The sequence below is a fragment of the Amycolatopsis sp. WAC 04197 genome, from assembly GCF_003947475.1.
Taxonomy (GTDB): Bacteria; Actinomycetota; Actinomycetes; order Mycobacteriales; family Pseudonocardiaceae; genus Amycolatopsis; species Amycolatopsis japonica.
In genome coordinates, this window is record NZ_QHJK01000007.1 from 78,951 (window position 1) to 92,722 (window position 13,772).

Genomic DNA, 13,772 nt, shown 5'->3' on the forward strand with positions numbered 1-13,772 from the left:
GCGTCCGGCTGGTCCGCGTCCTGCGGGCCGTCGGCGTGGTCACCGTCCTGTGTGTTCGGTCGGCCGTCTGCGGTGCCGTGTCCGTCCTCGGATTCGTCGGCGTCGTGGTCATGGTCGCTGCCTTTCGAGCGGGTGTCTGCGGTCGCTGGTCGTGTCGAACGGGAAGGGTCAGGCAAGGGCGGTCACCTCCCGTCGTCCGTGGTGAGGGAGGGACCTTCGCGGGTCCCGGAAACACCCGGGTTTCGGCCGGTTTCCGGGGTGTTCGGTCGGCGGGTCCCTGGGGTCCCTGAACCGCGTTCGCCCTGGTCAACGCCGGGACTTTCGTTGAGGGACCCGGCAGGGAGATCTCCCTGCGTCCCTGCCGGGTGCCCACTCGAATCCCTGCGGTCGCGGGCACGGTCGGCGAGCGCGGCGGCCACGTCCTCGGCGCGGATGACCTTCACTCCGTCCGACTTGACCGGAGTGATTCCGGAGTCGGTGAGTGCGGCTGTCAGGTCCCGGAATGTCCATCCCTCGTACTCGTCCGGGTTGTGCCGCGCCAGCCGCGTTAGGACGACCTGTGTCCGAACGCGACGTTCGCCGTTCATCACCGTGTCTACATCGGCCAGGTGGTCGACGGCGGCGGGTGCCGCGTCGAGTTCCGGCGGCGCGCTGGTCTCGATGGCGTGGCCTGCTTCCTCAATGGCTGCCATGGCGCGGGCGATGACCGGTGTCACGTCGTCGGCCCCGTCCTCGAACGGCACATAGAACGTCCGCACCAACTCGAAAACCTCATCGGTGATGCCGACCGCGACACAGGTTCCCCGGTCGGTGTTGATCCGCAGTTCGGTCGCGCGGACACCGGCCGCGTACCGGCCAGAACCCAACAACCCGTCATTGGCTACCTGATCGGCCACCGAGAACGCCACGCCGCAGGAGATGTTGCGCGTGATCTCCCGGGGAATGCTGTCCTTTGTGGGCGACTGCGTGGCCAGCAAGAGAACGACGCCGTACTTGCGGCCGCGTTTGATCAGCCGCACCGCCAGCTCCGCCGCCCGCTTCCCGAACTTCGGGTGCTGAAACAGTTCGTGACACTCATCGATCGCACACACCAGCGGGTGCAAGCCCAACGCGCGTTTGTCGGCGAGCTTGCGCGACACCTTCGGCGGCCGCCCGGGTTGTTCGCCGAGCGTCTTACCGCGTCGCTCCATTTCAGTCAGCAAGTCCGCCAGTGCTTGCGTCGCCGCCTCGGCGACGCTGTCATCCATTCCCATGCGGTAGCGGGACAACCGGGGTTCGAACGGAGCGAAGTCCGGAGACTCGCCCATCACGAACACCCACAACTCGGCCGTCGGGTCGAGTGCCGCGCCGAGCATGAGCGTGCGCAGCGCTGACGATTTCCCTTGCCCGGGGCGGCCTCCGATCAGCCAGTTGACCCCGAGCAACGGCGCGTTGATGACCAGCCCGCGTTGCGAGAGTCCGAACGGGACACCCTCGAAAAGGTCGAGGAGTCCATCGTGGACCAAGGGCCAGTCGCCGGCGCCGCGGCCGCCTAGAACGCCCTTGTCCGCGACCCACAGATCTAGGATTCCGTCCTCGGATCCCTTGGTGGGCCACGTTTCCAGCGCGGCACGTCCGAGGTTCGCCGCCAACCTGGATCGGCGCGCGGCCACCATGTCGGCCGTGACACCCATCGGCAACCTGATCTGAGCGGCGGTGCCGTCGCCGTCCTTGCGGGCGGCCACCGTGTACACGAGTTCCCCGCCGTCGCGGTAGAACTTGTCCAGCGGAGCGATACCGAGGTGAGCGAGTGCGCGGGAGATCATCCGTTCGTCGATCCACGAATCGGCGTCGTCCCGGTCCGGTTGCACGAGCCACCCCGCACCCGGGGTCCGGTCGCGTCCCTCGAACGCGGCCGCGACCACGAGAGCCAACGGCAGCGCCCACAACACCACCGGTCCGAGGAACACCAGCACGGACCATGCCGCGTCGAGTCCGTTGTAGACCTCGGCGAGCCACGTCCACATGTCCGTCCGTTCCATGAACGCGGCCACCGCCCACAACACCGCCACCACCGGCGCGGCCACCCGCACGGCGATCACGAACCGTCGAACGGCGATACCGACCTTTGCCCATCGTGCCGTCGCGTCGGAGCGGATCAACTCCTGCGCGGCGCGGCGTGCTTCGGCGTCGCCTGCCAGCCGTGCCCGCCGCGCGTCCGCCCGCAGGTCGGCATACGTGGCCCACTGCCAGAATTTCAGCAGCCACCGCCACATGCCGCGCGCCACGAACCAGACCAGCCGCACCACATCGCGCGGAGCCTGCCGAACGCGGTAGGCGGCCAGCGACCGCGCCCGCACCACCGGCGCGGACTGCCACACCCGACGCAGCCACCGGCCGACACGGCGCCGCACCGTCCGCCGACGTGGCTGCGGCAACGTGTCATCCACCAACTCGCCGTCAAGGATCGGCCCGACGTGTTCGACGTCGCGCGACCCGGCACGCTCCAGATCACTGGTCATGGCGCACCCCCTCGGCCACCTCGGCCGCCAGCGCGGCGGCCAGCCGGGACGACAGACCGCGCGAACACCCGGTGGCTTCCCGCACCCATGCCGGAGTGATCTCCACCTCCGCCGACCACGCGGCCCGCGCATCCGCCAGATAGTCGGCGAACAGCTTCCGCCGCTCCGGTCGCGCCACCTCGGCCACGGTCACGACCGGTTCGGTCGCGGCCGGTGCGGCCACGGCCGGTTCATGAACCTCTGTGCGGTTCATGGACGTGGAGACCGCGACGTGAACCGCGTCCGTGAGTTTGTCCCGCAGGTCGGTGACCGCCTCGGCGGCCACGAACACCACCACCGGAGGCACCGAGTGAAGCACCACCCCCGCAGGCGAACCGACCGCCCACGATGACCACGTGTTCATGACATACGTCGCGGCCAGCGTGAGCCACTTCGCCGCACGAACCCACCGTCCCGTATGGACCTGGTACCGCGCGGTGATCTGTTCGGCCCGCAGGATGGCCAGCAGGACCAGACACACCGTCGGGTCCAGCAGCCACGCCGTCAGCCACGGCAACGAACCCACCTCGGCGCCAGCGGCGGCGAACCACTGAACGTTCGCCGTCGTGAACGCCAACCCGAGCACGATCCCGGACCAGCACAACCGGTCAACCTGACGGCGGACCCGCTCCACCCGCCACGCGATCACATCCGGGTGGGACTGCCAGCGCCGAACCTCGGCAGCGTCGGCCGCCTCACGGGCCAGCCGATCAGCCCTCGTACTCTCGCTCGTGATCATCGGCGACCACCACCCCGACGCCTCGGCGCGTTGTCCACCGTGGTCACCGTCAGCGCCCGCGTCAGGACATGCGCCGCGATCAAGTCCGGCACCGCCAGCACCACGAGCAGCAGCAGCGGGCTACCCGGGTGCGTGATCACCAGCCACTGAACACCCACGAACGCGGCACCCATGAACAGCACCCGTCCGGCCAGCGACACCACCCGGGCACTAGCCCGTGCCGCGTCGGCCGCCGCACGAGCCTTGCGGGCACTAGCCCGCCAGACCGTGAACAGCAGCACCAGGACACCGGCCCCGGCCAGAATCTGTGTCGTCGTCAGCGAGACAGTCATCGTGCCTCACCACCCCGACGACGCAGCCACACCGGGAACAGTGCCTGCCGATCGGTATCCGGCAACGCGCCCCACACCCCGACCGTGTTCTCACCGGCCGTGCGCAAGTCGAGTTCCAAGCACTGATCTATCACCGGGCACCCGGCACACATCCGTGCTGCAGTCGCCCTGTCCGTCTCCCCCGCAGGGAAGTCACTCCGGTCGAACGCCCACAAACACAGGCCGTCCCTTGCCACCACTTCGGACAACACGTCATCCGGCACAGCGGACAACCGGTCAAGCTGAGCAGCCAACTCCGTGTATTCGTCTTCAGTCATCGCGCACCGCCAAGCACACGCCGCAGTTCGGCGGCGGGAATCACGAGCTTGGAACGTCGCCGCACGGCCCGCAGCGTGCCGACACGGATAGCGCGGTGAACTTCATTGCGGTCGACGCCGAGAATCCACGCGGCGTCGGCCAAGGAGTAGAACGCCGGGTCACCGGCGGCGGGAAAGTTGTTCGTCATTAGTTTGTGCCCTTAAGTCGTTGCGATGATTTCATCGCATATTTTGAGCTGATTTAGTCGAATTGATGGGTGCGAGTGGTCCGAATGCGCGACGCGATGTCGATCTCGCCGCCGCGCAAAGCTGGAAGCGCTAATCTCGGCGCTGAGGCGGACCACGGAGGAATGGGTGTCGGAAGATTGGGCGGCGGTCGCGAAGGCCATCAACGAGCGCGTTCACGAGCTCGGATGGAAACAACGCGAACTGGCGGAACGCTCGCAGGTTTCCCAGGCGATCGTTCGCGAGATCCAGAACCACACCGTGGAGCGCAAGCGAAGTGACCGGACGTTGGAAGCTCTGGCGTTGGCACTCGGCTTGCACCCGCAGCACCTGCTTGCAGTGCTGCACGGTCGGATTCCACCCGCGCCGGGTCAACCGCGTGAGGACATGGAAGACGCAGTGTCGGCACGACTGGCCGTCATTGAGCGACGCCTTACGGACGTTACTGAACAGCTCTCCGCACTTCGGGCAGAAATTGCCGAGGTGCTGAGCCGGCCGGGCGGACCTTAGGAGTCCAATGGCGAGCGGTTTCGATTGCCTTCGCGTGGATCGCGTCAGCTGGTTTCCGGTGTCGTTCATGACTCAAGGAAACGGCAGCAAGGCGCCCCTGCGCAGGTGGCTGAGGTTAACCGCGGAACCATTAACTACGATTAACTACGCAGCTCAACGCGGTTATCGGGGGGCGGCGGCCGATGGCTGAGACTAGGCTCCAAGCCGTACGCAGGCAGCTCGGTTACAAGGCCGAGGACGTCATAAAGATGCTCTTGCGCCGCGCCGACAGTCTGGCCGTTCCCGTCATGTCGGCAACGAGCCTCAAGACCAAACTGTCCCGATGGGAGAACGGCCGCGAGGCTGTCAGCCAGCCGTACCGTCGCCTGTTCCGCGACGTCTACGGCCGCACCAACGAAGAACTTGGCTTCCCCGAAGAGGAAGTGAACGACGAGGCAGACGAACTGATCTCGCGACTCGCGCTAGCGCGCTCGGTTGACGCTGAGACAGTCGAGATTTTCAAGCGGCAGGTTGACCAAGCTCGACACGTGGACCGTCGGTTCGGCGGCGTGGCACTACTGGATCAGCTACGCAGCAACATCGAGCAGATACAGAGCCTGCTTGGATTCAGCACGATGCACGGTCAACGCCAAGCGCTCGCCGGAGTCCTTACCGAGGCATCGGCGCTCGCCGGTTGGGAAGCTCTCGACCGCAACGCGATCAGGCAAGCATGGGAGCACCACGAGACAGCGAAGGCGGCCGCCCGCGAAGCGGGGTCACCGCTCCTGCTTGCGCACTCGACCGCGCAACAGGCGTTCATCTTGATTGACCTCGGCGAAGTAGATTCGGCCGTCGGGCAACTTGCCGAAGCACGCGCGCTTGCCGACCGCACGGCTCCGCCAGTCCTGCGAGCTTGGGTGGCGGCGGCACACGGGGAGGGACTCGCGGCGGCGGGTCAGAGGGACGACGCGCTACGCGCGTTCGACTCGGCAGACAGCCACTTGCCCACGGACCCCGTGGACCCCGCTCTACCCTTCCTATTCCTAGGGGGTGCGCACCTCGACCGATGGCGCGGCAACGCGCTGAGCAAGCTCGGTGAACCTGACGCAATCCAACGGCTCACCGACGCGTTACCGCGCCTGCCATCGGATTTCATCCGCGCCAAGACTGGCATGTTGGTGGACCTAGCTTTCGCCTTCGCGGCAGCAGGCGACCGAGATGCTTCACTCGACTATGCCCGGCAGGCGCGGCGACTCGCCGCGCAGATCAAGTCAGACCGGCAACTACGCCGTCTCGGTGGGCTGATCTTGCCCGGAAGCAGCATCAGCGACATTGCGTGAGGCGATGTAGTACAGCAGCGGGACCAACGCTCCAGCGCCGAGAATTTCCTTACGCTGAGCCAATTCCGGGATTCGACTGAGGGGAACCCACTCAAGCCGACCAACTTCCTCGGTATCCGTCGGTTCGCCGACCTTCTCAGCAGCGCGCCACAAGTAGACGTCCGTCGGCGCTGTGACCTGCCCGGGAAGCGGCTCGAAGCCGATCAGGTGCTCAGCTTCACCGATCGGCTGGTAACCGCTCTCTTCCCGAATCTCGCGGGCGGCCGTCGCTGCGGGTTCTTCACCATCCTCGACTAGGCCACCAAGGAGTTCGTATCCCCACTGGTCCGTCGCGAATCGGTAGCGCCACAACATCAAGACCCGATCTTGATCATCCACGATCAGCCCGATTGCGATGGGTGCCAGGTGCACAACGTGGTACTCCCACCGCTCCCCGTTCGGCGCCTGAACGTCGGTCAGCCCAAGGCGTACCCACTTGTTGTCATAGACAGTCCGCTCACCAAAGGTCTTCCAGGACCCAACATCTCCAGTCACGCAGGGAGCCTAGCGCGAACCTACTCGTGTCATAAGCGCCTCTAGGCGGCGATTCTGGCGCGCAGAGCCGATATCAGCGGCAAGCGTCCGCGCACGTCCAATGTGCACATGAGCTTGATCACGCTCACGGATCGCCGCAAACGCCGTTGCCAGGTCAACCCGCAGCGCTGTCTCCGCGCGGACGAACGTGGGATCGAGTCGGACAAGAGCGTCGGTAAGCACGTCGATCGCTTCCGGTTCACCGACTCTCGCGAGTGCGTGGCCACGCCAGCGACCAAGGTGGACCGAATCTAAGGCGAGATACGGCCCGTCATCCTGCCCAACGTCGTCCGGCAGCAACGCTGCGGCATGATCGAACGCGCGGAGGCTCGCAGAACGTTGCCCATCGGCGGCGAGCGTCTCGCCGTGCGCAGCAGCAAGCCACGCCCGAACCGGCCGATCGGTCTTCCGGTCGACCCGCCGACGAATGCTCGCCATCAACTCGGCAGCGGAGGCCGTCTCCCCGAAGTCCACCAACACGAAAGCCTGCCCCGCGCTGGTGTGCGCCTCGAACGCAGGGTTAGTTGACTCCCTCGCGACCATCTTCCCGTCTTCGTAGTACCGCCAGGATTGCGCCACGTGCCCGAGGTCCAGCGCTTGCCAACCGGCGAGCGTTCTCAACTCGGAGAGCAGGGCCGCCAGTTCTTCGCGTGTCGACGGCATGACGCTGTGTCCCATAAGCCTGCCGACCTGCCCGATTTTGGTGACGACCTCATCATGAGCGAGTACAGCGCCCAATTGCCGATCAAGCCTCCGCGTCATGGTCAACTGATCGCGCAAGAGTTGCAGCACGGAACCATCGATCCGACCGGATGCCCGCAGCAGGGCGCGAAACTCTGCATCTTCGTCGGACTGCGCAGGGAGAGCCCGAGGGGGCGCAAGCAAGTCATCTATCCCGACGCCGAAGATCCGCTCCAAAAGCCGGGCGGTAGCTTGCTGAGGGCGCCCAACAGGCTTCCCGCCGTCCCCCTTGCCGGATGACAGCCGCTTAACGTGTCGCACGCTGAGGGTGCCAGGCTCGCCGCAGTCGCGGGCAAACTTCGTTGCAAACTCGGCGAAGTCGGCGAACGTTTCCCGCCGCTCCCAAATCAGTTGCTCTAGCAGCGTATGCGGACGACGTGGCTGCCTCTCGTCACTCATGCCTGCACCCCTTCCGCTCCGTATGGCCCTCACGTGGCCCGCAGATGGCCCCGCGAGAGCATCCACTGAAATCAGTGTATCTGGAAGGCTGATCTCAGCGTATCCGGCCGTTGTGGCTGGTCAGGACGACAAGCCGAGTGGAATGATCATGAGCGAAACGAGGTCAACGGCGGTTCTCGATCGCCCTGCGACGACACCGCCCGCTTACGGCTACATGCGAGTTCCTTGCGATGTTTCTGACGAAAAGGTTCGGGAGCTCGAAAACCAAGTAGTCGCATTCGCCGAAAACAACGGACTCCGATTCGTCTGCTTCTTTTTCGAGTTCCATTGTGGATCACGCGAGGCTTTCGACGAATTGGTCGCCGAATTGGTTCGCGCCGACGCGCATCACGTAGTGGTGCCAAGCCTTCGCCATCTTGCTCAAAATGGACTGCTGCAAGACCAAATGTTAGAGCACTTGAGCTTCAAAGCTCGCGCCAAAGTTCTGGCGATGCGACTTAGGACGGCAATCGAATAGGGAGTTTTGACGGACCATGGGAACCGACCGAGAGCCTACGAAGGGCAATAGTAACTCTGCAATGAACGAAAACACTGAGGCACTCATTGAATCTCTTCGAGCAGTATCCGAATATGCAGGACCAATTGCCGAAGCTTTAACGCTAGGAAAGATGCCACCCGAAAGGCTGCGAAAGTACGCCGACATGCTAAAGGAGCTATCCGAACTGATCCACGAGTACGCCTCACTCAAAGGGGAAGGATCAGACTAATGGTCGGATGGGGACTATTCTCGATCGCAGTCGTCGCGGTTCCCATGATCGCCGCACTTGTGTGGGCACTTAACGAGTACGCAAGCAACCGCAGGCAACGAAAGTTCCTTCTGAAATACGAGCACCGTTCAGTGTCAGGCATACGTAAACGCGTCGAGCTCGAATTGGCTAACGACGACACTCAAGTGATACCCAAGATTCGATGTGGAGCGCCAGGGCCGGACCGTCCGCCCTCAAAACGGCCACGACACTACGCGCCCACATGTACCCGAGGAGATCAAAGAGAACATTTTAACCGTTCCCGTTAAACCTTCCCAACGTGCCGTTAAAGTCACCGCCCCGGCGTCACCTCCCCGGGATAATGCGGAATCCAAGGTGGTGAGCGGGTCTTAACTCCTTACTCCCCGCAGTGATCCACCTGCGGCCAGAGGGACACCCGGAGTTGAGCCGTCCGCGTCTTAGCAGCGAGAATGCGGACGGCTCCTCCTTAAATAAGCCGATTTCACTTGAGCCGGGCAATCCCCGGCCACAACCCCTCTAGGAATCATGAAACCGAATACACTTGAAGCGTCGCGCCTATTGAAGCCTTCCAAATACGCCATTGGCCTAGATAGGACGTTCATGCTCCCAGTGCGGCTAATCATCGCAACGATGCTAGTAGATCTACAGTGGCATGAGTACGCTCTTATTGCCGAAGCCACGCGCATGACATCGAGCGACCTATCCGGCCACCTACAAAAGCTGAACGGTCGTCGCTATGCCGAGACAAAGCGAGCAGGCCAACACTCGTACTGGCGACTCACGGAACTAGGCAAAGAGAAGCTGTCCAGCCACATCGATGCATCACGTCGCCTATTCGCAGTAGCCGAAGAATGCCTCCAATCCTTTCAGCAGAATGACCGCTCCGCGGGCAATACCGGGAAGAAATTAGCGCAAGATTACAGGGCAGGGGCAACAATAAGGGAACTCGCCGACTCTTACGGCCTGACTTTTTACTCTGCGCGGGAAACTCTCCTAGCCGAGGGCGTATTACTGCGACGCAATGGACCAACGCCGCCCCCAGCATCTCCAGAAATGGTCAATAGTTACTCAAACGGTTCGAGCATTCACGATGTAGCAAAAGAGCACAGCGTTAGCTATGACGCCGCCCGGCGCATGCTTATAGCGGCTGGAGTGAAACTGCGCCCGAAAAGCAATCCAGCCAAGGGTGAGGCAGCACGAACACCGCCTATCGCCGCGAAGCCCATTAACGCCGACAGCCAAGTCGACCCAGATAGTACAACTGCCGAAATGGTGCGCAAATACAACGACGGACAAACCCTCGAAGGATTGGCCGAAGAGTATTCCCGCAGCTACCGAGCAGTTCGCACCCTACTACTGGAAGCAGGGGTGACCATGCGACCCCCGAAGATACAACTACCGCCAACGCCACCAGGCATGGTAAACGCCTATAACCACGGCTGGTCGATTCGGCAGCTAGCCATAAAGCACGACATGACCTACAGCCGGACCCGCCGCGTGCTGCTAGCCGAGGGCGTCGTACTCCGTGGGGTCGGACGGCCGGGTTCCGCCTGGTAGGGCACTTGCAGCCCGGTTACGTCTCTATTACAACTGCCGGAGGACAAGATCGCGAAGAACCGCGTCCACCTCGACATCCGCGCCGCTCCCGGCTTGCAGGGTGACGAGCGCATGGCGGCGCTCGAAGCCGAATGCGACCGTCTCGTCGCCCTGGGCGCGACGCGAGTGAAGCGTTTCGAGCCCGAGCAGCCGTTGAGCCTCGGCTTCATCGTGATGAACGACCCCGAGGGCAACGAGTTCTGCCTAGACTGACGTCACCGCGATCGCGTTGTCCTCCAGGGATCCGAAGTAGAGGGTCCCGGCCCGCTCGCGGACGCCGACGAGCACGTGGAACCCGTCGATCTCCCCGCGCAGTTCGTGGACGAGCTTCCCGTCCGGGGTCACGCCCCGCACCCCGCATTCCCGCGCGGGTGCGGGCTGCAGGGCCGTCGGCAGCGCCCGGACACCGGCCCGCAGCGGCGCGGGGAGCTTCTGCACCAAGGAAAGCGCGGGCACCTTCGGGCTCGCCACGGTGATCCAGATCAGCCCGTCGCTGCCGGTCGAGATGTTGTCGGGATAACCCCACAGATCGTCGACGAGGTAGTCCCGTGTGCCCGCCTTGTCGCCTGTCAGCCATACGCGCGCGACCCGGTAGGCGCCGGTCTCGGCGACGGCCACATAGGACTCGTCGGGCGGCAGCGCGACGCCGTTGGCGAACTGGAAACCGTCCGCGAGCTGCTCGATCTTCCCGTCCGGCGTGCGCCGCAGGAGCCGTCCGCCGCCGGTCTGCTCGATCAGGTCGTCGCGCCATTTCTCGATGCCGAAGCGGCGCGACGAGTCGGTGAAGTACACCGTGCCGTCGGAGGCGACGGCGGCGTTGTTGCAGAACACGAAGTCGAGCCCCACCGCCGAAGTCGCCAGCGTGGTGACCGGGCCGCCCGCGAGCGGCATGGTGAGCAGACCGGCCTTGGCGTCGCAGATCAGGAGGTCTTCGCCGTAGAACTCCAGGCCCAGCGGACGGCCTCCGGTGTCGCCGAGGACGTCGATCCGCTTGCCGTCCGGCGTGACGCGCAGGATCCGCCCGTCGTCGACGCCGGTGTAGATCCGTCCCTGGTCGTCGACCACGACGTCCTCGGGACCGTGCCCGTTGACCGGGATGACCGTGACCTCGCCGAACGCCATCGCGTGTCTCCTAGCGATAAGTGAGCAGTTGTGCGGCTTCCGCCTCGAAATGCGGATGTTCGTTGAACGACAACAGGGTCACCCCGCCGCGGCCGGACACCAGTTTGGTGATGCCCGCGTTCACGGTGACCCGGTTCAGTTTCAGCAGCCCCGCCTCCGGCGTGCCCATGAGCGCGCCGCAGACCGTCGCGATCACGCCACCGGAGCTGAAGACGACGGCGTGCTCGCCCTTGCCCAGCGACGCCACGACATCGGACAGCGCGCCCTTGACCCGCTCCAGGAACCGGGGCCAGGTCTCGGCGCACGGACTCGAATCCCCTGCCGACACCCACGCGTTCAGGGCACCGTCCAAAGCGGCCTGATACGCCCGCGAGTCGGTCTGCTGGACACCGGCGGCGTGATACTTCGCGATGTCGACGTGGTCGTACTCGTTCCAGCGCTCGTCCTCGACGACGGCGATGCCGGAGCCGAGCACCTTCAACGCCGTCGCGGCCGTGTCCCGTTGGCGGGCAAGGGAACCCGCCCGCGCCTGGGTGAACTCGACACCTCGACGGAGCAGTTCCTCACCGACCACAGTGGACTGTTCGAAACCGCGCGGCGAGAGCTGGTCGTAGTTCTCCGCGCCGAACGACGCCTGCCCGTGCCGGACCAGATAGATCGCGCCCATCTACGCGGTTCCTCCTCCGATGATCCGGCGGCAGCGCCCGTCGAGGTAGCCGACGAACTGCCAGAGGTCCTTCAACGCCGGATTGGTCGTCTGTCCCGCGTGGTAGCGGTAGTAGATCTGCTGGATCACCACCGCGAGCCGGAACAGGCCGTACACCTCGTAAAACGTCCAGTCGCCGATGTCGAGACCGGACCGTTCCGCGTACCGTCGCACGAATTCGTCGCGCGTGTACATCCCCGGCAGGTGCGTCGGCTGACGACGGCTGAGCTTCATGACGTCGTCATCGTCGTCCTGCACCCAGTACGCCAGGGTGCTGCCCAGTTCCATCAGCGGATCGCCGAGGGTGGCCATCTCCCAGTCGAGCACGCCGACGATGCCGAGATCGTCGTCGAGCACCAGGTTGTCGAGCCGGTAGTCGTTGTGGATCAGGCAGATCTTGACCTCGGACGGCTGGTTCTCCTTCAGCCACGCCATCACCTCGGCGCAGTCCGGGACGTTCTCCGTGCGGGCCTTGAGGAACCGCTCCGACCAGCCGCGTACCTGGCGCTCGACGTAGCCGGCGCCCTTGCCGAGGTCGGCCAGCCCGGCGGCCTCGACGTCGACGGCGTGCAACTCGACCAGTCGATCGACGACCTTGCCGCACAGTTCGCGCGCACTGCCGGGCGGCAGGTCGAAACCGGCGGGCAGATCTCCGCGCAGGATCAGGCCTTCGAGCCGCTCCATCACGTAGAAGTCGCCGCCGAGCACGCTTTCGTCGTCGCAGAAGGCGAGAACCTCGGGCACGTAAGGGAAGACCGGGCGCAACGCCTGCTGGACCCGGAACTCGCGGCGCATGTCGTGCGCGGACGCGGCCTTGTGCCCCAGCGGCGGACGCCGCAGGATCAGCTCGCGATCCGGATAGGTCAGCAGATATGTGAGGTTCGAGGCGCCGCCTGGGAACTGGCGGACCCCGGGCGGCGCGTCGCCAAGCCCGGGAACCCGTGCGGCCAGCCAGGCGTGCACGGCGGCCGGGTCGAACGAGTCCTCTCCGCGTACCTCGACGGTCTTGTCCACAGCGTTCATCGGACGGTCATCCGAACTTCTTCAACAAGGGAGCCGGGACGAACGGGAAGAGCTTCGAGAGCACGCTCCACGGCCACGTCGGCACGAACGCCTTCGCCGTCTCGGATTCGATCGCCTTCACGAGCGCCTGCGCGCCCGGCTCCGCCCTGACGGCGCCCGGAAGCTTCGAGATGTCTTCGTTCATCTCCGATTCGATGAACCCGGGGTGCAGCGTGGTGACCTTGATCGGAGTCTTCAGCAGCTCGATCCGGGTTCCCTCGGCGAACGCCGAGATACCCGCCTTCGAGGCGGCGTACGCGGTGGCGTTGCCCGGCACACCGCGAAGCGCGAGGAAGGAGGAGACGACCACGAGGTGGCCTTCCTTCTGCTTGCGGAAAATGCCGACGGCGGCTTCGATCTGGGCGGCCGCGGCGAGGAAGTTCGTCTGAAGGGTCTCGCGGTTCGCGTCGAAGCGGCCGGTGCCGATCCGCTGTCCCTTGCCGAGCCCCGCGTTCACGATCACGCGATCGAGCGAGCCGAGCTCCTCGCGGAACTCCTCGAAGACGGCGAAGACCTGGTCGTGGTCGTTCACGTCGAGCTTCCGGGTGACCACGGTGATGCCGGGGTACGCCTTCTTGAGCTCCGCGGCGAGGGTTTCGAGCCGGTCGACACGGCGGGCGGCCAGCGCCAGGTTACGACCTCTCGCGGCGTACTGCCTGGCCATTCCTTCGCCGAGTCCGGAGCTCGCCCCGGTGATCAGGATGTTCTTCCGCAGGACCATGGGCAGGAGCTTACCCGTTGGTAACAAGTCTGGGAGCCCCTTGGACAGGGGGCTGCCCCCGGCGCCTGGAGTTCGCCGGGGG

At 64.8% G+C, this 13,772-nt stretch carries 15 protein-coding genes and 1 pseudogene; 5 read left to right on the forward strand and 11 right to left on the reverse strand.

The window, feature by feature from the left end:
* Window positions 1-182 precede the first annotated feature (182 nt).
* The 5 genes from DMC64_RS24500 to DMC64_RS24520 are packed head-to-tail and all read right to left on the reverse strand — an operon-like array spanning window position 183 to window position 4,116.
* Window positions 183-2,501 carry an FtsK/SpoIIIE domain-containing protein gene (locus tag DMC64_RS24500; protein WP_125735438.1) on the reverse strand — a complete coding sequence of 773 codons (2,319 nt, stop codon included), beginning with the start codon at window positions 2,499-2,501 and terminating at the stop codon, window positions 183-185.
* Window positions 2,491-3,279, reverse strand: coding sequence for a hypothetical protein (locus tag DMC64_RS24505; protein ID WP_125735439.1), 789 nt, complete (start codon window positions 3,277-3,279; stop codon window positions 2,491-2,493). The genes DMC64_RS24500 and DMC64_RS24505 overlap by 11 nt, the downstream gene beginning before the upstream one ends.
* Entirely contained in the window at window positions 3,276-3,611 is a 336-nt protein-coding gene (locus DMC64_RS24510; protein WP_125735440.1) for a hypothetical protein, read from the reverse strand. Before DMC64_RS24510 ends, DMC64_RS24505 begins: the two co-directional genes overlap by 4 nt.
* Window positions 3,608-3,928, reverse strand: a complete 321-nt coding sequence (locus DMC64_RS24515; protein WP_125735441.1) for a WhiB family transcriptional regulator — start codon at window positions 3,926-3,928, stop codon at window positions 3,608-3,610. The genes DMC64_RS24510 and DMC64_RS24515 overlap by 4 nt, the downstream gene beginning before the upstream one ends.
* Window positions 3,925-4,116, reverse strand: a complete 192-nt coding sequence (locus DMC64_RS24520; RefSeq protein WP_125735442.1) for a helix-turn-helix domain-containing protein — start codon at window positions 4,114-4,116, stop codon at window positions 3,925-3,927. Before DMC64_RS24520 ends, DMC64_RS24515 begins: the two co-directional genes overlap by 4 nt.
* A 166-nt stretch (window positions 4,117-4,282) precedes the next feature.
* Here DMC64_RS24520 and DMC64_RS24525 point away from each other — a divergent pair, with 166 nt between their 5' ends.
* The gene (locus DMC64_RS24525; protein ID WP_125735443.1) at window positions 4,283-4,663 is read left to right on the forward strand and encodes an XRE family transcriptional regulator; all 381 of its coding nucleotides are present in this window, start codon (window positions 4,283-4,285) and stop codon (window positions 4,661-4,663) included.
* Between the two features lie 182 nt (window positions 4,664-4,845).
* Complete coding sequence (locus tag DMC64_RS24530) at window positions 4,846-5,982, forward strand: tetratricopeptide repeat protein (RefSeq protein WP_125735444.1); 1,137 nt, start codon at window positions 4,846-4,848, stop codon at window positions 5,980-5,982.
* On the opposite strand, the gene DMC64_RS24535 is transcribed toward DMC64_RS24530, so the two are convergent.
* Together DMC64_RS24535 and DMC64_RS24540 are read right to left on the reverse strand one after the other, a co-directional pair.
* Entirely contained in the window at window positions 5,926-6,516 is a 591-nt protein-coding gene (locus tag DMC64_RS24535; protein ID WP_125735445.1) for an NUDIX hydrolase, read from the reverse strand. The genes DMC64_RS24530 and DMC64_RS24535 overlap by 57 nt on opposite strands.
* A 9-nt stretch (window positions 6,517-6,525) precedes the next feature.
* Complete coding sequence (locus DMC64_RS24540; RefSeq protein WP_233629795.1) at window positions 6,526-7,695, reverse strand: hypothetical protein; 1,170 nt, start codon at window positions 7,693-7,695, stop codon at window positions 6,526-6,528.
* A 148-nt stretch (window positions 7,696-7,843) separates the two neighbouring features.
* Between DMC64_RS24540 and DMC64_RS24545 the strand changes: the two genes are divergently transcribed.
* The 3 genes and pseudogenes from DMC64_RS24545 to DMC64_RS24555 all read left to right on the forward strand — a co-directional run.
* Window positions 7,844-8,212, forward strand: a complete 369-nt coding sequence (locus tag DMC64_RS24545; RefSeq protein ID WP_199755081.1) for a recombinase family protein — start codon at window positions 7,844-7,846, stop codon at window positions 8,210-8,212.
* Between the two features lie 796 nt (window positions 8,213-9,008).
* Window positions 9,009-10,040 carry a transcriptional regulator gene (locus DMC64_RS24550; RefSeq protein WP_125735446.1) on the forward strand — a complete coding sequence of 344 codons (1,032 nt, stop codon included), beginning with the start codon at window positions 9,009-9,011 and terminating at the stop codon, window positions 10,038-10,040.
* A gap of 30 nt (window positions 10,041-10,070) precedes the next feature.
* Window positions 10,071-10,292 (forward strand): annotated as a pseudogene (locus DMC64_RS24555) (VOC family protein); the annotation flags it as partial.
* Here the strand turns inward: DMC64_RS24555 and DMC64_RS24560 are convergent.
* Genes DMC64_RS24560 through DMC64_RS24575 form a run of 4 tightly spaced genes read right to left on the reverse strand, consistent with a single transcriptional unit; the run spans window position 10,284 to window position 13,690 of the window.
* Complete coding sequence (locus DMC64_RS24560; protein WP_038517668.1) at window positions 10,284-11,201, reverse strand: SMP-30/gluconolactonase/LRE family protein; 918 nt, start codon at window positions 11,199-11,201, stop codon at window positions 10,284-10,286. The pseudogene DMC64_RS24555 and the gene DMC64_RS24560 sit on opposite strands and share 9 nt — an antisense overlap.
* A gap of 10 nt (window positions 11,202-11,211) precedes the next feature.
* Window positions 11,212-11,868, reverse strand: a complete 657-nt coding sequence (locus DMC64_RS24565; protein WP_125735447.1) for a histidine phosphatase family protein — start codon at window positions 11,866-11,868, stop codon at window positions 11,212-11,214.
* Window positions 11,869-12,930: a phosphotransferase family protein gene (locus DMC64_RS24570; RefSeq protein ID WP_125735448.1), complete on the reverse strand. Its 1,062-nt coding sequence runs from the start codon at window positions 12,928-12,930 to the stop codon at window positions 11,869-11,871.
* Window positions 12,931-12,937: 7 nt separating this feature from the next.
* Window positions 12,938-13,690 (reverse strand): SDR family oxidoreductase, encoded by a 753-nt coding sequence (locus DMC64_RS24575; protein WP_037346776.1) that lies wholly within the window; start codon window positions 13,688-13,690, stop codon window positions 12,938-12,940.
* Between the last annotated feature and the right edge of the window lie 82 nt (window positions 13,691-13,772).